The 19049-nt window shown below is 35.0% G+C and carries 19 protein-coding genes; 3 read left to right on the top strand and 16 right to left on the bottom strand.

Annotation, left to right across the window (positions count from 1 at the left end):
* The first annotated feature begins 189 nt into the window (after positions 1-189).
* Positions 190-1830, top strand: a complete 1641-nt coding sequence (locus ABE099_RS17805; protein WP_430032801.1) for a bifunctional metallophosphatase/5'-nucleotidase — start codon at positions 190-192, stop codon at positions 1828-1830.
* Between the two features lie 19 nt (positions 1831-1849).
* Positions 1850-2221, top strand: a complete 372-nt coding sequence (locus ABE099_RS17800; protein ID WP_430032442.1) for a hypothetical protein — start codon at positions 1850-1852, stop codon at positions 2219-2221.
* A gap of 74 nt (positions 2222-2295) precedes the next feature.
* Here ABE099_RS17800 and ABE099_RS17795 read toward each other — a convergent pair whose 3' ends face one another.
* Both ABE099_RS17795 and ABE099_RS17790 read right to left on the bottom strand, forming a co-directional pair.
* Entirely contained in the window at positions 2296-2811 is a 516-nt protein-coding gene (locus ABE099_RS17795; protein ID WP_430032440.1) for a hypothetical protein, read from the bottom strand.
* Positions 2812-2863: 52 nt separating this feature from the next.
* Positions 2864-3151, bottom strand: a complete 288-nt coding sequence (locus ABE099_RS17790) for a hypothetical protein (protein ID WP_430032439.1) — start codon at positions 3149-3151, stop codon at positions 2864-2866.
* 132 nt (positions 3152-3283) lie between these two features.
* On the opposite strand from ABE099_RS17790, the gene ABE099_RS17785 reads away from it, so the two are divergent.
* Positions 3284-3709 (top strand): hypothetical protein, encoded by a 426-nt coding sequence (locus ABE099_RS17785; protein ID WP_430032437.1) that lies wholly within the window; start codon positions 3284-3286, stop codon positions 3707-3709.
* Here ABE099_RS17785 and ABE099_RS17780 read toward each other — a convergent pair.
* The 14 genes from ABE099_RS17780 to ABE099_RS17715 form a co-directional block, all read right to left on the bottom strand.
* On the bottom strand, positions 3706-4680 hold the full coding sequence (locus ABE099_RS17780) for a polysaccharide deacetylase family protein (RefSeq protein WP_430032435.1): 975 nt from the start codon (positions 4678-4680) through the stop codon (positions 3706-3708). The two genes, ABE099_RS17785 and ABE099_RS17780, sit on opposite strands and share 4 nt — an antisense overlap.
* A gap of 376 nt (positions 4681-5056) precedes the next feature.
* Entirely contained in the window at positions 5057-6142 is a 1086-nt protein-coding gene (locus ABE099_RS17775) for a polysaccharide deacetylase family protein (RefSeq protein ID WP_430032433.1), read from the bottom strand.
* Between the two features lie 212 nt (positions 6143-6354).
* Positions 6355-7536: an acyltransferase family protein gene (locus tag ABE099_RS17770; RefSeq protein ID WP_430032431.1), complete on the bottom strand. Its 1182-nt coding sequence runs from the start codon at positions 7534-7536 to the stop codon at positions 6355-6357.
* 130 nt (positions 7537-7666) lie between these two features.
* A complete protein-coding gene (locus tag ABE099_RS17765) occupies positions 7667-8044 on the bottom strand; it encodes a hypothetical protein (protein ID WP_430032429.1) in 378 nt (125 codons plus the stop codon).
* Between the two features lie 51 nt (positions 8045-8095).
* Complete coding sequence (locus ABE099_RS17760; RefSeq protein WP_430032427.1) at positions 8096-8443, bottom strand: hypothetical protein; 348 nt, start codon at positions 8441-8443, stop codon at positions 8096-8098.
* Positions 8444-8757: 314 nt separating this feature from the next.
* Positions 8758-9432, bottom strand: a complete 675-nt coding sequence (locus tag ABE099_RS17755) for a hypothetical protein (RefSeq protein ID WP_430032425.1) — start codon at positions 9430-9432, stop codon at positions 8758-8760.
* Between the two features lie 344 nt (positions 9433-9776).
* Positions 9777-10265 (bottom strand): hypothetical protein, encoded by a 489-nt coding sequence (locus tag ABE099_RS17750; protein ID WP_430032423.1) that lies wholly within the window; start codon positions 10263-10265, stop codon positions 9777-9779.
* A 111-nt stretch (positions 10266-10376) separates the two neighbouring features.
* Positions 10377-11741, bottom strand: a complete 1365-nt coding sequence (locus ABE099_RS17745; RefSeq protein WP_430032421.1) for a transcriptional regulator — start codon at positions 11739-11741, stop codon at positions 10377-10379.
* A gap of 81 nt (positions 11742-11822) precedes the next feature.
* Entirely contained in the window at positions 11823-11999 is a 177-nt protein-coding gene (locus ABE099_RS17740; RefSeq protein WP_210089033.1) for an aspartyl-phosphate phosphatase Spo0E family protein, read from the bottom strand.
* Between the two features lie 83 nt (positions 12000-12082).
* Entirely contained in the window at positions 12083-13585 is a 1503-nt protein-coding gene (locus ABE099_RS17735) for a helix-turn-helix domain-containing protein (RefSeq protein WP_430032419.1), read from the bottom strand.
* 163 nt (positions 13586-13748) lie between these two features.
* A complete protein-coding gene (locus ABE099_RS17730) occupies positions 13749-15107 on the bottom strand; it encodes a transcriptional regulator (RefSeq protein ID WP_430032799.1) in 1359 nt (452 codons plus the stop codon).
* A 106-nt stretch (positions 15108-15213) separates the two neighbouring features.
* Positions 15214-15840, bottom strand: coding sequence for a DUF1266 domain-containing protein (locus ABE099_RS17725; protein WP_430032417.1), 627 nt, complete (start codon positions 15838-15840; stop codon positions 15214-15216).
* Between the two features lie 32 nt (positions 15841-15872).
* Positions 15873-17192, bottom strand: coding sequence for a tetratricopeptide repeat protein (locus tag ABE099_RS17720; RefSeq protein WP_430032415.1), 1320 nt, complete (start codon positions 17190-17192; stop codon positions 15873-15875).
* 3 nt (positions 17193-17195) lie between these two features.
* Entirely contained in the window at positions 17196-18893 is a 1698-nt protein-coding gene (locus tag ABE099_RS17715) for a molecular chaperone HscC (protein WP_430032413.1), read from the bottom strand.
* Between the last annotated feature and the right edge of the window lie 156 nt (positions 18894-19049).

The following is a 19049-nucleotide window of genomic DNA, read 5'->3' as shown; positions in this document are numbered from 1 at the left end:
AACCTGCTAGAATAGGCTACGATCCAGAGCGTTCTTGCGATTGTGTTAAAATCAAATTGCTTTTTATTAAAGTCTATTGATGGATGGAATTAGATTTTAAGAGACACAAGAAACTAATTTCAAGATTGAGCCTTAAAATCTATAGGAAGAAAAGGGGGAGTTACGGTGGAGAAGGAGATAGATATGGAAATGGAGAGAAATAAGCAAGAAAATAAGCAAATAGCATCCTGTAAATTGTTGATTACCAGTGATATTCACGGACATATTTTCCCTACAGATTATTGTGGAGATGGTGATTTGAATCTAGGTTTGGCAAAGGTAGCTACGCTAATCAGACAGGAGAGAGCATCACACCCAGAGTTGTTGCTGATCGATAATGGCGATTTGATTCAAGGTACACCGCTGTCTATCTATGCTTTGAAGCAAAAAAATGATATCCATCCCGCCATTCTAGCACTTAATGAGCTAGGTTATGATGCTGCGGTATTTGGCAATCATGAATTTAATTATGGTTTGGATACGTTGCAGGGGATTGTACAGGATAGTGAATTCCCATGGCTTTCCGCTAATATTGTGTGGGAGGATGAGAGACAAACTATAGGTAAAAATTCTGAATTGGACGAGTTGACTGGCGCTAGCTTCTTAGGCAAACCTTATCTTGTTAAAATATTAGATTCAGGTGTAAAGGTAGCCATTCTTGGTATTACCACGCATTACATCCCAAATTGGGAACGACCCGAGCATATCGAAGGATTACAATTTAAGGATGCTTTGACACAAACAAAGGCATGGGTGGCACATATTCGTGCTGAGGTTGAGCCAGATTTGCTAGTAGTATGTTATCATGGTGGTTTTGAGCGTGATTTATCATCTGGAGTAGAGACGGAGCGCTTAACAGGAGAGAATCAAGGGGTTGCCATGTGTACGGAAATTGAAGGCATTGATGTTTTAGTAACAGGGCATCAGCATCGCTATATAGCAAGTGAAGTTGGCGGTGTATCTGTGATTCAACCAGGCTGTAAAGGGCAAGCTTTAGGTGTTGTTAACATTACGTTTACAAAAGATGAAGCAGGTACATGGAAAATAACAGATAGGCAGGCTGAATTGAAAAAGATAGATGAAAATGTTAGGGCGGATGAGCAGATTATTGCGCTCATTAATTCAATAGAAGATCAGACACAAGTGTGGCTTGATCAGCCGATTGGACAAGTCAATGGAGATATGACGATTACATCGGCATTTTCCTGTCGTTTAAAGGATCACCCTTTTATAGAATTTGTAAATAAGGTGCAAATGGAGGTAGCAGGTGTAAATGTATCGAATGCGGCTTTATTGAATGAAGGTTCAATTGGCTTTAATGCAAACATTACGCTACGCGATGTGCTAACCAATTTCATGTATCCTAACACGCTAACGGTGCTTAGATTACGGGGACAGGATATTAAGGATGCGCTAGAGCAGACGGCAAATTACTTTATCCTTAATGTAGAGGGACAACCCGAGGTGAATCCAATCTACATCGAACCTAAGCCTGCTCACTATAACTATGATATGTGGGAAGGAATTACGTATGAATTGGACCTTCGGAAACCAATCGGTGAGCGAGTTACCTTGCTACAGTATCAGGGACAGGATTTAACCATGGAACAAGAAATAGATGTCGTCATGAATAGCTATCGCGCTGGAGGTGGTGGTGACTATGACATGTACCGCAATCGCCCTGTTGTAAAGGAAATTATGATGGATATGTCTGAACTGATCGCGGACTATATCGTAGAACGTGGAACGATTGAGGCTACTTGTGATGGGAATTGGCGTGTGGTGTGGTAACATATAGGATGGAGAAAAGATGATTGAGGTAAATTTTAGGTTTTATTTAATTGTTTTTATATTATTATATTGTGCACAACGTATTTTAACCGCAATGATTGTACAAGACGATAGAACTTTAAATGATACACCTGCCAAAAAAAGATATAACCTTTTTACAATTGTTTTTATTATTTTTTTGTTAGGAATGTATTGGCTTAATTCGATCTTAAATATACGAGTTTTTGAACTAGTATTTGGACTATTGTTGCCACTCCATGGCGCATATACTTCAATCTTAGAATATAAATATATTAAAGAAACGAAGCAACATATCGTATCCATTTACTTGCTAATACCAGAATTATTAATTTCAGTCTTTTTAATAGCTCACTATTTTATTTATAATTAAAACCTCTAGATTGATCTTGAAAAATTGACTTATTGTTTGTATATCATACTTCAATATCACTGATCATCCTGACTCTAGAGGCGAATAGTATTTAGGTTATTATCTCCTGTTGTAGAAGTGGGTTTAATTAGGTTTTCCAGCTTAGCAGTTCCCACCTTATTATTAGTTACTCCGTTCACTACATAAATTAATTTAATATTAATCTCATCATTAGATTTAACAGGTGCATTTTGAATTAAGTTTCTTAAAGTATAAGTTATCTTACCATTGTAAGCATCAGGCAAATTAAATGGATCCTCGGCTTGGCTATTCGATAAAATCATTTTGTTATTAATAGATATTTCATAAGCAATATTTGAAAATCTTTTGTTTTCTCCGATTACCTCCAAATATTGATCTGTAACATATACTGAATTAGTAGCAGGATAGACTACAAACTCGATATCTTTTATTTTAAAATCTGATGTTTCAATGGAGAAGCTATACACTCTAGGGTCTTGACGAAGTGAGTTTTGCTGATATGTAAGAATTACAATAGTTATAATTAGTATAAAACATAGTGAGATTAAAGCTAACTTCCCTTTAAACATAAAATACCTCCTTCAATGTTTTAATTCTCTACATAGATCCTAAAAAATCGAATCAATGCTTGTTGTTTGTTTTTTTAACTTGAATTTTTCCTTTGCTCAAATTATCAGATAATAAGCTTATAACTATGAAAACAACCCCAACCACTAGGAATAGAGGGACAAGTTCATTCGTACTTAATTGAATATTTATACCCTCTACTCCGCTCACCGTTGTACCATGAATAGCATGGCCTCCTATTATAATGCCCTGAGAGATGTAAGCAGAAAAACGCTCAAAACAATACATCAATCCACCCATGATCGAAATTACTATTCCACCCCAAAACAATGATTTCCGCATAAGTCCTCCTTTTATTTATTTTAATAACTAATATATTCTAAACAAATCCATAATTATCCTTTGTTGGCTGAAAAGTCATAATTATATTATAGTTAATATATTCCACTGATATTTATGTTTAGGAGTGAATGTATGCATAAGGTTTTGAAATTAAGTACTGTTAGTTTGTTTAACGCGTTTGTACTCTATCTTTTTTTCCTACCTATGGGTAATTACTACCGTCTTGAAAGAATTACAGGCTGGTCGGGAGAAATGATTACTCATCTTTCTAATGCGTTTTGCTTCATATTAATTTTAATCTCGTCTACAACGTTATACTTCCTTGTAAAGAAATACCTCAAGCAGGGATATTATAAATATTGGCTTACCCTATCTTGGACTCCCTTTTATTATGTCTTGCTTAGGCTTAATGTGTGGCTGATTCCGATTACAGAGGCAGGGGAAAGTCCTGCACCAGTGACAGGATTACTAATGATATTCGCTTGGATGCTTTATCCTCTTTACCTTTTGGTGATTACGGTAGTAGCGGATACCTCGGTAAAAGAGGGATATAGTTAAGTCTCTTGATTAAAGTGAGCATCACCAAGCTTTTCAACAGCATGTTTCATTAGGGAGATCAGTAGCTCTGGATCAGTGGATTTTCCTCCAGCATTAATTCGAAAACCAGTCGTTTGCCCCGGTTTGTTTATACCCATCTTAACCGTTAGTGTGATATCAATGCCTAACTCCTCACATACTTTGAGCAGAGGCTCAGAGAATAGTCCATATGGAAAAGCAAGTACATGGTTTTGAACACCCAGCTTTTGCTGTAAAATGTCATTCGCTCGTTTTAGATCTTTAGTAATACGTAACTTGTATTCTTCTTCTGTTTCTTGCCGATTTTCATCTACTAAATACATTGGACCTGCTAATACTGCGTTTTTTGAAGTACCTGAGGCATTAGATTTTGCATACATGTGTGAATGAAATGAATGACTGAAAAATTCAATTCCATTTTGGTGCATGATCTTTATTTGCTCCCAGTTTAATTTTTTAAATCCGCCGTGCTTTGGATTATCGACTTTATCAATGATAAGGAAGCTGGAGGCTGGTGCCTTATATTTTTGTAGCAACGGGTAAGCATACTCATACAACGATTCATAACCATCATCAAAAGTTAACAGTACTGCATTATCAGGAACAGGAGACCCGTGCAGTATAAAATCTCTGTATTCACTCATCGTAATCCAGTGAAAGTTATTTTCTCTCATCAACTCCAACTGTTTTTCAAAATTATCGACAGATAATGTAGAAGGTGTCTCTGGATTAGGGCTAAGATGATGGTACATTAACACTAATACACGGTCTTGGTAGTAAATCTCGTTTGGAGTAGTGGATTCAGGCTTTAATCCATCATATGGAGACTTTGCTATAGCTTGATCAGTAACGGGTAATTTAAGTTGGTAGCGTTGAATTACAAAATAGCCACACACAATTGTTGATACTATTAAAAGCACAGAAAATAAAATGACCTTAATTTTTTTAAACATGTTTCCTCCATACCAAATAAATTAAGTTCATGTACAATTATGCTGAACTTTCTTTAAAGGTTACCTTTAACTAGTTATAATGTATTTATTTTCTTTAAATGGTTCTGATGAAGTGCACTAATAATATGACGGTACATACTATTAATTGGATGAGAAAAATTAATTTTGAGTTTACCACTGGGAGAATCATAATAATTGCGTTCTATAGGATTAGATGGATAACTAAACACTTTAGTTACACATTATTAATAGATTAAATTTATGTTGCTAGTAATAATGAATTTACAAAAGAAGCCGAGAAAATAACCTCGCTTAAAGACGAAAAAACCGATGAACGTTTACGATCGTAAATGTTCATCGGTTTTCTTTTAGATGCTTAGGTGATGTGAGTTATATTATGTTTTTTTTTCATGAGTAATCTACATCCATACCCTAACCATAGGATAAAGATAACACCTAAGACAAGCAAAGACTGCGTTATATAAGTATCATAATCCTCGTTGTATTGAACACCGTCAAGCTTCTCTTCCGCGTGTTTCATAAGAGAGAGCTGTAAGTCAGGATTATTGGACTTCCCACCAGCATTAACTCGAAAACCGTTGGTTTGTCCCGGCTTATTTATGCCCATCTTAACCGTAAAAGTGATATCAATTCCCAACTCCTTACTTATATTCAGAAGAGGTTTAGAGAAGAGCCCATAAGGAAAAGCAAGTACATAGTTTTGGACACCTAGCTTTTGCTGTAGCATATCGTTTGCCTGTTTAAGGTCATTAGTAATACGTAGCTCGTATTCTTCTTCTGTTTCTTTTCGATTTTTATCCTTTAAGAACATTGGGCCAGCAAGCATTGAGTTTTTTTTAGAGCCTGAAGCATTAGATTTTGCATACTCATGAGAATCAAACGTATGACTAAAGAAATCAAATCCATTTTTATGCATGATCTGAACTTGCTCCCACGTTAATTTCTTAACTCCGATGTGCTTCGGATTATCAAGAGTATTAACAATTAGAAAGCTAGAGGCAGGAGCCTGATACTTCTGAAGGAGCGGATAAGCATATTTATAAAATGATTCATAGCCGTCGTCGAAAGTCAGGAGTACAGCATTATCAGGGACAGATGCCCCATTCAATATAAAATCCCTGTATTGGCTCATGGAAATCCAGTGGAAGTTATTATCTCTCATTAGCTCTAACTGCTTTTCAAAATTAGCGAGAGATAATGTCGTCGAGTCCCCAGGTGTAGGACTAATATTGTGGTACATTAACACTAGGACACGATTTTTATAGTAAATCCCGTTTGGATCATTTGCTTCAGGTTTTAAACCATCATATGGCGATGTAGCCGCCCATTTCTTAATAATCGGAATTTTATGTTGGTATCGCTGAATTACGAAATACCCACATACCATTGTAGATATCACTAGAAGGGCAGATAATAAAATGAATTTGCTATTTTTAAACATGCGGTCGCCTCACTACATAAGTTAATAATAAAAATGTAAAATATGAACATATGTAATGATTGTACTATATATTGGAACAGTTAACACCTATCGTGTAAAAGAATTATATTAGAGTGTTACTTATTTTTATTTAGTATAAATGCTGTAAAACTTATCAATGATAATGCAAGAGAAGTCATCAAAAATGTAGTGTAAACGATAGTGTAGGTTATTTAGGTGATGCTTTTCTCAATATTCCGAGCTAGTTTGATAGCACCTTGATCAATATATTTCATATAGTAATGCGATAAAACAAATAAGGGTACCATAGAAATTATAAACGTAATTGCAAAAGCAAGATTATAGCTAAAATGATCAATCACTCTACTAAATAAGAAAGCTGAAAACGTATTTAAGAAGGTGAAATGAATAAGATAAATAGAGAAAGAAATCTGCCCAAGATAAGCAAAAGGTTGCCATGAAAAAGCTCGCTGCATCATATTTGAACGAAGCAACGCAAATAAAACCATAGCTGCACCTAAGTTTCTCGCAAGAAGTCGAGGATCAATTTTAAACTGACTCCACCAATTTATATGATTTGTAACTATTTCTATAGGAGCATACATTGTCCCTATTAATGAGGTATAAGGTGCGGAACCTAAGTAAAGCCCCATAAGTAGCACGAGTATTGTTGTCTTTTTGTTATTGAGCCACTTTAGTCTGAGCAAATCTGCAAGTAACATCCCCCATAAAAAGGCGACAAAATAAGTTTGAATAAAAACAATAGATAAAACTAAATAAACAATCCATCTTTTTTTCATGTTTGCAAATAAAGCGACAAAACTGAAAACTAAAAACGAACCTGCTAATTCATAGCTCATTGTCCATAAGACTGGGTTGTATGGATGTGATTTAAATCGAAAAAATGGATCAAATATTGCTGCTTTAATTACTGTATATAGATTTGTATCTAAAGCGTAGTAATTCATCTTCATATCTGTCCAAGTTAAGTCCCATATTTCTTGTAAATAAACTAGATTACTAATGATGGCTAAATACACTAAAATGACTGATAAAGCTGCAGGAAGAGCAAGACGAATATATCTCCGAATCGCACTGGAGTGCAATAACTTCTGTAGGGCATCGCGATCATGATCCTGTTCAAACATTTTCACACTTAGTACATAGCCACTTAATACAAAAAATAAACATACTGCAAATTGACCATTGTAAAACAAATTAACTGGCGAATATCCATACCATGTATCCCATTTAGAATGAGCCTGCTCTAGTCTTCCATTTAATGCGGCAGGGTAAAATACCTGTATGTAATGAGATATAACTACCGCAAACGCTGCTAATCCTCTTATTCCATCCAAGTAGATTAATTTCCTCTTAGGTGCCTGTGCCTTCATAATTATGCTGAATGTCCTTTCTTCGTAAAAAACATCTGTCTGGTTAACCACAAGTTATGCTCAAAGTCATTTATGCAAACAAATCTATAAATCTATCCTATTTATGATAACATTTTAAATGGTTAATTGTTTAATTCTCAATAGTATTATTTACACTTCCAGAATTCTCTTGTAACTCAAATACCTTATAAATACGATCATTTATTTTTGCAAAAAGTTTATTTTCATCGAGTTGATAAATTTCTGTCCCGACCGCCAATTCATTTGCAAGTATTTCATCATTAGAATGCTCATGATCATCTGGAACTTTGTTGTTTAAAATCTTTGTTGTAACCCTGCTTACTTTTGGGAAATCATAAAATTTAATTCGAGAAGTGCCCTCATTCCCTATATACATTTGATTTTTGTAAATTAAAATAGATGCTTCGGAAGTGTCAACGTCTCTATTACAGCCTGAAATGGTTATTATTGCGCAGATAAAAATGAAATAGATCATCGTTTTTGGCATTGTATGACTCCTTGACTTTGAAAATTTCATTGCAATAGTTGAGTAGTATCTTTATTTATCCAGAATGTCACTTAATTTATCTAGGTTATGATCTTTAAGAAACTGTAGACTCGTTTCCTCAAGTATTTTTAATGCTTCCACCCACACAGGATCAGATACTTGGAGAGAATATTCATCTTCTGCATATTGATCTTTAAAATGACCAAGTTCGTTAAATATTTTTGTTTTATGAAATAAAGCATCAATTAATTGCGAATTGTACTGACGGAAGGTAGTAATAATATATCGGTTCTCATCACTAATTGGCCTAGAAGGATCAATTTTACTATCAAAGTATGCACTGATTGTGTTTAGAGATTTCTTTAAACTACTAGGTATATATTCGGCAATATAACCCATCTCATAACTTAAGGTTTCAAGCCTAGAGAGGATTGATTGGATATTTTCACTCCGATAAGTTAGTGCAAAGGCTTCTGTTTTAGATCCATCATAACCATAATTTCTGGTGAATTTATTATCAATTAAGATAGTGCGAAAAAGGACTTCGCTTTGTATTAGATCTTCTCTAATGCTATTGAAATCTTGCCTTAATTGTTGGGAAATATAGTTTTTGTAATGTATTTTTGATTGGTGTTCATAATATATACCTACTAGTAAACTGATAATGCAGAGGGTTGCGATTATGAGGATATAATATTTTTTGATAAATATTTTCAGCGAGACCCCTCCCTTGAAATTACATCACTAAGTTTTTGCAGATGTCGCTCCTCTAAAAACTGTGTACTTTCTTTCTCAAGTAATAGAAGTGTTCTTAACCAGACAAGATCAGATACTTGGAGAGCAGATTCCTTATATTTTTCCTTAAAGATTAAGGCATTCTCATAAGGTTGAAATAATTCTGACTTGGTTAATGCCTTAATTAATGCCTTATTATAGGATTGGAACGTTAATAATATTTTCTTGTCCTTGTCAGTAATCGGTTGGTCTGTTTTAACAACTTCAAAAAAATATGTGCTCACTGTAGATAGAGAATCCCCTAAATATTTTGTTGGATATTCGTCTAAATAACCAAAATCTTGGCTTAAGAAAAACCATTTGTCTGTTAATAACATAATGTCACGAAGACGGATATATATGAAATCTGCTTCATTCCTTGTCGCCTGATAATTATATTGATTTGTAGTTAAAATACTATCGTAAAATCTATCAATTTCCATAAATTGATTTGCAATCTTGCTAATATCACTGCGAAGTTGGGATGAAATTTGGTCTTTGTACATTTTTTTTTGCTGATACTCACTGTAGCCTATTGCAATTAGGCAAATAATAAATAGGACAGTAAGTAAAATAAGGTAATGGTTCTTAATAAATAATAAGTGTTTTTTCATACATTTCATCACCTTCTTTATATAATATCTTAACGCATATTACTATATTCCATTAAACCCTAAATAAGGTAAGTGCTTGACTCTAAGCCGATTAAAGAAGCATATAAAAAAGGAATGCTTAGTTTACTTAGCTCCCTAAAATAGCTCAATCTCAGAAATTAATCTTAGTATTTAATTGTTGGAAAATATAGTTTGTGTAACATGTTTTTGATTGATGTTGATACTAAACATATGTTAGTAAACAACTGATGATCATACCTGTGATGACGGTAGTGAAATGTTTATAAATGAGCTGTTTAAGTGTAATCGCCCTTTTTGGAAAGCATTAACTTCATTTGGGAAAACTAACCTTGCTCTAAAGTAACCTTTAGCTCATTTTGTTCAAATCTTTCATTAATAACTAAAGTCCACACCAAGCTTTGACTTGCTTGTAAAACTGTTGCTTCTTTCCTGACCCCATTTTTAAATTCAATATATACTTTTCCTTTAGGAGGTTGAGTCAAAGTCCCATAATAGACAGAGTAGAAGGTTCCACCTAACTCAGAGGCACTATAGTGCCAGTTCAGCTTATTATTATTTTGGTTTAAATAGCCGTTAATACTTGTCTTTCCTTTTTCTTTAGATGGAGGAATAAAAGCCACACCTATATCTTTATGACTCTCTTTTTCAAAAAAAACTATGTATCCCTTTTCTAAACGTAATGTACTTAAAGTGATTATTTTATCCTGTACTATATTTGTATCTATAGCATCTTCTATGTTAGTGGAACAGGATACAAGAAAAATTAGAGAAAGGATAGGTAGCCAAAGTAGTTTCAATATGTTAGTAGTCATAAGTTCCTCCTAAATTATAGTGAAAGGGCCGCAATAATTTTTGCGGCCTTTCAAAATATTATCTTTATAATTAAAGTTGGTTTTTCTGTTTTTTATACACTTTTAGTCTAATCAGGATAGTTTACTCATCTCCAACACATCACCCATCAGATTTTTAAACTTTGTATTCCCCGCATAACTCTCATGTTGAAGACTAATCTCAAATATTTCCATAATACATTTTAGTTTAATATCCTTACTATTGATCCTAATCGCAGATTCTAGACTATCTATAATATAGCGAATCCCTGTGTCTAGTTGTCCTTTGTTTAAATAATAGATTCCCAATTCTCTTAGAAGGTTTGTGTATCTTTCTAAAGTCACTTGATTAGAGATTGTTGATATTTTGGTTTGCTGAGGTTTAAAGGATAGATATTCTTTGAAGCGTTCAATAATGTTATCTACGTCGAGTTTGAACTTATTAGCAACCGTGATAATATGATATATTCCTAAAAATTTCTCATGTTCCAGTGTACTGATGTATTCTACATAGTCAGGTAATACTTCAATTTTTCCATCCCTTAATTGATATAATAAGCGATTAGCCTCTGCCCATTCTTGAAATAGTTCAATAATTTTTAATTCTTCTTGAGTAGGATTATTCACCCATCCAGTATTGGCATACATATCAATATATTCTAATCCTTGCTTATATTGTTCAAATTCAAATTGAACGTGAGCTAATTCCAAATACGCATATAAGATATAAAATAATATTGGTCTATTGTTTTTTAAATTGACGCTACCCTCACCCAATAGCTTATATTGTTTAGATGACTTTTCTAATAAGATTTGGGCATACTGCTGTAAGTTTGTCCATCTTGAAAGAGATATATTTATATTTATTAACTTATGAATTGCTTCCAACTGATACCCTTCCTCTAAGCGTTCCACATAAGGTTCAAATTGATTAACAAGCAATAAGTTATTTTCCATATCATTATTTAACTTCAACGTAAACAATCTATAGTGGCATAAAGCCAGTCGCTCTGAATGTTGATTCCGTTCACTTTCTGCAATCCCTTGGTATAGTTTGATCGCTACTTCCTTTTTTCCTTGAATATAAAAATGCTCCGCCATATCAAATAGCAGAGGGATATAATTTAGATTTTCCAATGTAAGCTGTAATATTTGCTCAATTTCGTAGAGCATATTAAGCTCAGCACATCTTGAAAGTAACGGTCTCAGCCTTCGCCAATCCATGGTTCCTTGTTCAAAATTCTCAGTAATATATAAACTATAAAAGTGACCTTGTTCTAACCCCATACCTGCTGTAACTTGGTCTAGTTGTTTTACTGAAATTGATCGCTTACCACTAATAATGTTGCTAAGTGCACCTACATTCATGTGAATGGAATCCGCAAACTTATTCATAGTTAAGTGATTATTGTCTAAAAAGCGCTGAATAAAAGAAGGAATAGATGATATAGAATTCAAGGGAATCACCTCTAATACTATAAATGCTATAAATAAATTTTTAATTTTTAGGAATAAGAAAAAGAGGATTATTTATTTGAACTAACATGTTTGTTTAAGCTTAAAGCGTTGTCGGTTATATTGGTTGATGAGTTCATCAAGCACCATAGACTGTTGAATGACTTCGGGGTGAATGAGGGAACCACATTCTACTTCGATGTCATATAATTGTTGCCTAGCTTGTTCTATTTTATATTTTAGAAAATCGCAAGAATCCATATATAACACCTCCCTTTATGTAATATTTTAGGATATATTGGCATAAAGTGGGTTAAATATAGAAATGCAATAGGATAAAATAATTAAGACTTTCTGCTTACCTCTAGTACATCATTCATAAGGTTTTTAAAGGTTGGATTCGTTGTATATTCTTCATGCTGTAGGCTAATTTCAAAGATAGCCGTAATGCACTTTAATTTTGTGTTTTTATTGTTAATTTTGATTGCTGATTCTAGGCTTTCAATAACGTACTGGATACCTGTATCCAATTGACCTTTGTTTAAATAATAGATACCTAATTCTCTTAGAATGTTGGTATATCGTTCTATTGCGACTTGTTTCATCATTTTAGAAATTTGAATTACTTGCTTTTTAAATGATAATTCTAGTTGGAAGGTTGAGAGCATATTATCTATGTCTAGGTTATATTTATTTGCTGCTATGACAATATAATACATTCCGATGAACTGTTCATTTTCTCTTGTATTTATATATTCTACATATTTAGATAAGACCTCAACATGACCTGCCATGAGTTGATATAACAGTTGATTCGCGTTAGCCCATTCTTGGAATTGTTGTAATATTACTTTTTCCTCACTGTTTGGCTCAGATACCCATTCTACATCTGTATACATTTTTATAAAATTCAAAGCCTGATCATATTCCTCCAATTGAAAATAAGCATCGCCTAATGACAAATAAGAATATAAGATATAAAAGATTAATGGTCTATCACTGAGTTTATTTTCGTAACTTTTACCGAATATCTTATATTGTTTAGTTGCCTTTTCTAATAATTTTTTTGCAATTTCCTCTGTTTTGTCCCATCTAGAAAGAGACAAATATGTATTTAATAAATAATGAAAGGCTTCTAACTGATAAACTTCCTCTAGTCTCTCTATATATGGCTCAAATTGTGTAGCAAGCAGTAAATTGTTTTCCTGATCGTCATTAAGTCGTAGCCAAAATAATCTAAATTGACATAGAGCTAATCGCTCTGAATGTTGATTTTTTTCACTTTCAGCAATTCCTTTATAAAGTAGAATCGCAGCATCATGTTTTCCCTCATTAAAAAAAAGCTCTGCTATATCAAATAGCAAAGGAATGTAGGTGAGATTTTCAAGTGTGAGCTGTACAATACGTTCTATATCCTCCAACCTATGTAAATCAGCACATCTTTTTAAGAGTGGTTTTATCTTTCTCCAATCCATAATTTCTTGTTCAAAAATTTCAGTAGTATATAAACTATAAAAGTAACCTTCCTCTAACCCCATACCTGCTGTAATTTGGTCTAGTTGCTTTACTGAAATTGATCGCTTACCACTTATTATATTGCTAACAGCGCCTACGTTCATCCCAATGGAGTCTGCAAATTTATTCATGGATAGGTGATTTTGTTTAAGAAAGTCCTGTATGAGGGTACGAATGGTAGGAGTTAAATTCAAGAGATACACCTCTTTAAATTCTATAATACTGTTTAATTTTTTGTATAAAATAACAACAAAGTTATTATGTAATATTTTAGTGTTAATTATCATAAAAAATGATTGTTTAATTTTCGCAATATAAATAAAAGGATGCATTAATTATCGCATGCATCCTTTCGAACTTTATAAAGTTCCAATTCCATGGTTGTGTAAGTTCATAATAATGGGTTCATCATTATTACGAATGTTTACATCTGTGTTTGCTGGTGGTGTTAAGATTAAAAAACATGTTGATAAGGTCACAATATAAATTAATTTTTTAACCCATTTTTTTTTCATTTAGCTTTAACACCTCTTTAATAAGTTGTTTATATGTGTTTTGTGCTTGGACTGATGCTGAACTCCGATGTTGTTCATAAATTGCTATGCATTGCAACATTGCATTCTCATTATTAATTTTAATGGCTAATGCAAAACTGTTTATAAGATAATGAATTCCTTTATCTGGGTCATTCCTCTTTAAATAGTAAATTGCTAGTTGTTTAGAGAAATCAGTATATTGACTTAACATAACATGTTCACTTTTTTTCCCAATAGAATTGTCCTGTTTTCCAAAATTCAAATACTTAGAAAATCTAGTGAGAACGTCATCAATGTCTAATTCAAACTGATTAGCAACGGTTACTATAGTATAAACACCAATAAATATTTCTTTTTCTCTATCAGCAATATATTCTATATATTGAGGTAAAACTTCGAGCTGTCCTGCCATTAATTGATATACATAACGATTAGCCACTGCCCAACTTTGAAATTGCTTAATTATGCGTTTTTCCTCATCATCAGGATCTTTTATCCAATCTACGTTGTCATACATCTCCACATATTCAAGTGACTTTGAAAATTGGTTTAGTTGGTAATGAACATAACCAAAAACCAAATAAGAATTTAATATATAGAATATCAAAGGGTGTGAATGATTTTTATTACAATTTTTTTGACCCATGAGCTTATATTGTTTTAAAGCCTTCTCTAACAATCTTTCCGCATTTTGCTCAACCCTGTCCCATCTTCTCAAAGAAATATTTATATTCAACAACTCATTTATGGCATCCAACTGATAATCCTCATCTAATCGCTCCACAAAAGGCTCGAAATACGTGGCTACAAGCAAGTTGTTCTCCTGATCGTCATTCAATCTTAATAAAAACAAGCGATATTGGCACAATGCCAAGCGCTCTGAATGTTGGGTTCGTTCGCTTTCTGCGATGTTTTCGTAGAGGAGAATTGCAGCTTCCTTTTTACCCTCTTCAAAAAACTGCTCTGCTAAATCAAAAAGTAATGGGATGTAGTTTAAATTGTCCAACGTATAACGCAAAATAAGCTCCACATCTTCTAGTCGATTTAACTCCGCACAGCGGCGCAAAAGGGGACCAAGACGCCTCCAGTCGGGGCTTTCCTGATCAAAGCATTCCTTAATATATAAATCGTAGTAGTGGCCTTCCTCTAAGTCCATTCCTGCTGTAATACGGTCTAGTTGCTGAACTGCAATCGGGCGATTGCCACTTAAAATATTACAAATGGTTCCCGCATTAATCCCGCTTATATCTGAAAATTTATTAATCGATATCTCATTTTCATCTATAAATTGTTGTAGGTATGTTCGAATGGTAGGCATCACAGCCAAGAGAAGCACCTCTTTTACATTTAATCCATAAAATAGCAATCTATAATACTATATTATGGATCATAATTACATTCGTCAACATTTCCTATCTTTGGTATTACCCATGTAGATCGTGTAGAGTGTGTAAAACCTCCATATATTCCTTCTTACTTATTTGATAATTGGGATAATAATCTGCAGAGCCTTGAAATAGCCCACCTGCGATGCAAGCGATCATGCAGTCACCCCAGTTTGTGTATTTACTTTGTAAAGTTCTAGCTGCTGCAATCACGTTGGACTGACGCTCACTCTTTGATAAGAAACCTAATACATTACCAATATACTGAAGTCCAATATACGTGATGTAATCATAGGCTAATATACCTGAGCTACTTAATATGTTTTGATATTGCAAAATAATTCGTAGCTTCTCCTGCTCCTGCTCAACAAGCTCAGCCTTTTCTATATAACTAACTAGTTGTTCATAAGGAAAGGTAGCTAGCTTGGCAGAGTATTGCTCATATTCTGCTCGATAACCTTGTTCTAATAGCCAAGAAGCTTGGAGGGAAAAGGAGGAGAAATCCTCAATATCCCATTTATATAGCCAGTTCAATAAAGTTTCCCTATCAAATAGCTCCAATTCGTCCCACCTACGCATACCATCACGATATACGCCTTCAGCTAAATACCAAATATCAGATAAATATTGGATGAAATGCTCGGTATCATAGTGCTCAATTGTCATAAATGTCCCTCTTTATAATGTGATTTCCTAAATTATTTAAAAAATATATACAAGAAGACAATCACCATAACAATGCCTACAAATTGCATAAATCGATCATAGTTTCTATAAAATTGTACTGTTTTATATTCTTTGATCAGCTCAAACCGGAATAAAAGCTCATTGATTTTAAACAAATGTCCATTTGGAGCATCTGGCATCTTTTGTTGAAGTGCACGAAGCTGTTTTCGTGCTAATTTCTCTTGCTTCATATAAATAAAGCATTCTGCTAGTTTTATTTTCGCATCCATATTTTGAGGCCAATACATTTTGATATGGAGATATACGCCTGCGGCTTCTGTGTAGTTGTCATTGTTAAAAAGGAGGTTCGCCTTATACATATACCCGTCTATTTGCTTAGGTGCAATCTCGATTAGCTTTTCTGCTAAGGAAAGTGCCTGCTCAATATGTTTATACTGAAGCTCACATTCTAGTAATAAGCGAATAACGTCTTGGTCTTGATCATAGATAGCATAAGCTTGCTTCAAATAATAACGTGCTTCTATCCATGATTGTTCTTGTAACGCTCGATAACCTTGATCTCTTAATTGTACAAAGCTCGCCCCCTGCTGTCCGTTAAGAGTTAATAAGCCATCGTAACTTAAGGCAGGTTCGTTAAGCTGTGACAAGTAATAAGCCTGAAAGTCAGGGAAATGCTCATGGATATAAGCACTATACTTGCGATCCTCACTCCAAAACGCCTTGAACTCAAACAACTCTTCAATGGTGAGCCATACCTGCTGGGGTAAATAGCGATGTTGGTCCAACACTTCAATTAGGTTCATGATAAGCGCTGTGCGATGCTGTAAATCCCAACATATATCGCTATCAAAGAGGGTACGCCATTTTTCAAGCTGAAGACGGGACGGAAAATCGTTATAAAGCTCAACAAGCTGCTTTTTAAAGTTAGATAAGAGGAGGTCAGCTCGCCCTGATGCCGTTATTAATGGTGAAGCTACATCTTCGTTCTCCTGATTGCTGTACTGCGGTGGTTCATGCCCATCACCCTGTAGCCACAGGCGAGGTGGCGTTAAAATGTGATTATCCATATTATCGAGAACATTCATAGCGTTAGCGTTCTTGAGAATATCACCATTCTGAAAATCCTCCTCTTCCTGAGGTTCAGAAAAAGGAGGGGAATATACCGCGTGTGCCTTAATCTCCGTCATAATTTGCTCATAGGCTTGGCGTAATTGCTGGTAGCCCTCAGGATCTTCTTCTGGATGATACCGCTTTAGCTGCTGGGCGTAAGCACGCCGAATCGCCTTGGCATCATGGGTCGGTTCAAGCTGAAGTCGTTTCCAAGGTGACATCGATTAGATTTTCCACCTTTCCATGTTGTCTAAGTTTTGCTTCAACACTGCCGCCTCACTGCGAATCAGCGTATCATCCTGCGTAGCGAGTACACGTTCAAATTCATAGGTTAGCTGAGCGATATATTCACGCTCTTGTCCAATGTATTCCTCATATAGTCGCTCACATCTTGCCAACAATAGACGGTTTTCACTGCGATCACGTGGATGGATTTTAAGATGGGCTAATTCTTGCAACCTAGCTTGGATCGCCTCAGGTGTAGATTGCCCTGGATTTTGCTCAATCACGATCGTTTTTCGCTCCTGAGTCTTCACCACAGTCACTTCAACCTCTAATACGCCGTTAATATCGTAAGTATATCTCACATCGATCGATTGCTCGCCACGCTCAGCCTTAGGTACGGCAACCTGTAGCTCACCAATTTTCACATTATTTTTTACGAGGCGACTTTCACCTTGATACACCTCTACTGAAATGATGCTTTGTTGATCATGAGCAGTATATAACCGTTCTACCCGACTAACAGGGATTGGCGTGTTGCGCTCAATAATTGGTAAGAAATACCCGCTATCAACAGACCCGTTATTGCTTCTTCTTATCACATCGGTTCCCAGTGTATATGGACATACGTCAGTCAAAATCATTTCCTTTAAGCTAACATTACGTTCCTTTAGCGCGACCTGAATCGCAGCACCTAATGCAACGGCTTCATCTGGATTAATATTGAAATTAGGGAGACGCCCAAAAATTTTACTCACAATCGTTTTGATGACGGACATTCTTGTTGCGCCACCAATCAGAATAATTCCATCAATGTCAGATGGCATTAAGGAAGCATCTCGTAGGGCACGCTCCACAGGATTACGCAGGCGAAGCAACAGCGAACTACATACTTGATCAAATTGCTCCTTTGTAACGCTCAGTGTATAGCTTTGCTCCTCGTAGTTTAATTCCATTTGTCCCGTCATATTTTGGGATAAGCTCAGCTTACATAATTCCGCTTGCTTTTGAAGTGCAGATTGAGTTTTATGTGGCATTTCATTAAAGTTTAGCTTATGGGACTCCACAAAATGAGACATCAACACATTCGTAAAGTCTTCGCCACCAAGATAGTTATCGCCCGCAATTGCTTGTACCTGCATGACACCCTCGAAGTAATCTAACACCGACACGTCAAAGGTTCCGCCACCAAGGTCAAACACAAGAAACTTCGTATCCGCGTCCTGCAAATGAAGACCATAGGAAACAGCAGCAGCAGTGGGTTCACTAATGAGTCGTTCCACATGTAATCCTGCTAGATTTGCGGCGCGTTTCGTTGCTTTACGTTGGGCATCATTAAAATAAGCAGGTACACTTATGACCGCCTCATCAATGACCTCACCTAGAAAAGTTTCCGCATCTGATTTTAACGAACGCAAAATAAAAGAAGATAAGTCCTCTGGAGATAAAGTTAGATTGCCAAGCTGATACATTTTTTCTGTTCCCATATATCGTTTAAAGGCAGAGACAGTGAGCGAAGGATGTGTAATCAAGCGTTCTTTTGCAATCTGTCCCACTAAAATTTCATTATTTTCATCTACACTGACGATCGAAGGAGTTAAAAATTGGCCGAAGGCATTAGGGATCAGTGCTGGGCCTTCCTCTGTCCAGTAAGCAGCTAAGCTGTTGGATGTACCTAAATCAATACCGATTTTTGCCATAATATTACCTACCTCACATTACATAGTCTTAGTATTTTATTTCGGAAAATAAAGGAATAAAAATGAGATCAAAGACCCAAAAAGCAGGATGAAATCCTAAAATCATACTTTTAAATTGCTATAGAGATAACAATACTACGTTTACCTACAGCGACA

The organism is Paenibacillus turicensis, from assembly GCF_050461185.1.
GTDB lineage: Bacteria > Bacillota > Bacilli > Paenibacillales > Paenibacillaceae > Fontibacillus > Fontibacillus turicensis_A.
This window is presented reverse-complemented; position numbering and strand designations above follow the sequence as displayed.

Bases quoted from the DNA above. Each gene is read 5' to 3' on its own strand.
- ABE099_RS17715 (WP_430032413.1), bottom strand. From the start codon at position 18,893: ATGGCAAAAATCGGTATTGATTTAGGTACATCCAACAGCTTAGCTGCT.
- ABE099_RS17790 (WP_430032439.1), bottom strand. From the start codon at position 3,151: ATGCGGAAATCATTGTTTTGGGGTGGAATAGTAATTTCGATCATGGGT.
- ABE099_RS17780 (WP_430032435.1), bottom strand. From the start codon at position 4,680: ATGTTTAAAAAAATTAAGGTCATTTTATTTTCTGTGCTTTTAATAGTA.
- ABE099_RS17755 (WP_430032425.1), bottom strand. From the start codon at position 9,432: ATGAAAAAACACTTATTATTTATTAAGAACCATTACCTTATTTTACTT.
- ABE099_RS17750 (WP_430032423.1), bottom strand. From the start codon at position 10,265: ATGACTACTAACATATTGAAACTACTTTGGCTACCTATCCTTTCTCTA.
- ABE099_RS17795 (WP_430032440.1), bottom strand. From the start codon at position 2,811: ATGTTTAAAGGGAAGTTAGCTTTAATCTCACTATGTTTTATACTAATT.
- ABE099_RS17770 (WP_430032431.1), bottom strand. From the start codon at position 7,536: ATGAAGGCACAGGCACCTAAGAGGAAATTAATCTACTTGGATGGAATA.
- ABE099_RS17775 (WP_430032433.1), bottom strand. From the start codon at position 6,142: ATGTTTAAAAATAGCAAATTCATTTTATTATCTGCCCTTCTAGTGATA.
- ABE099_RS17740 (WP_210089033.1), bottom strand. From the start codon at position 11,999: ATGGATTCTTGCGATTTTCTAAAATATAAAATAGAACAAGCTAGGCAA.
- ABE099_RS17730 (WP_430032799.1), bottom strand. From the start codon at position 15,107: ATGCCTACCATTCGAACATACCTACAACAATTTATAGATGAAAATGAG.
- ABE099_RS17735 (WP_430032419.1), bottom strand. From the start codon at position 13,585: ATGCATCCTTTTATTTATATTGCGAAAATTAAACAATCATTTTTTATG.
- ABE099_RS17785 (WP_430032437.1), top strand. From the start codon at position 3,284: ATGCATAAGGTTTTGAAATTAAGTACTGTTAGTTTGTTTAACGCGTTT.
- ABE099_RS17720 (WP_430032415.1), bottom strand. From the start codon at position 17,192: ATGTCACCTTGGAAACGACTTCAGCTTGAACCGACCCATGATGCCAAG.
- ABE099_RS17805 (WP_430032801.1), top strand. From the start codon at position 190: ATGGAGAGAAATAAGCAAGAAAATAAGCAAATAGCATCCTGTAAATTG.
- ABE099_RS17760 (WP_430032427.1), bottom strand. From the start codon at position 8,443: ATGGGTTATATTGCCGAATATATACCTAGTAGTTTAAAGAAATCTCTA.
- ABE099_RS17800 (WP_430032442.1), top strand. From the start codon at position 1,850: ATGATTGAGGTAAATTTTAGGTTTTATTTAATTGTTTTTATATTATTA.
- ABE099_RS17725 (WP_430032417.1), bottom strand. From the start codon at position 15,840: ATGACAATTGAGCACTATGATACCGAGCATTTCATCCAATATTTATCT.
- ABE099_RS17765 (WP_430032429.1), bottom strand. From the start codon at position 8,044: ATGCCAAAAACGATGATCTATTTCATTTTTATCTGCGCAATAATAACC.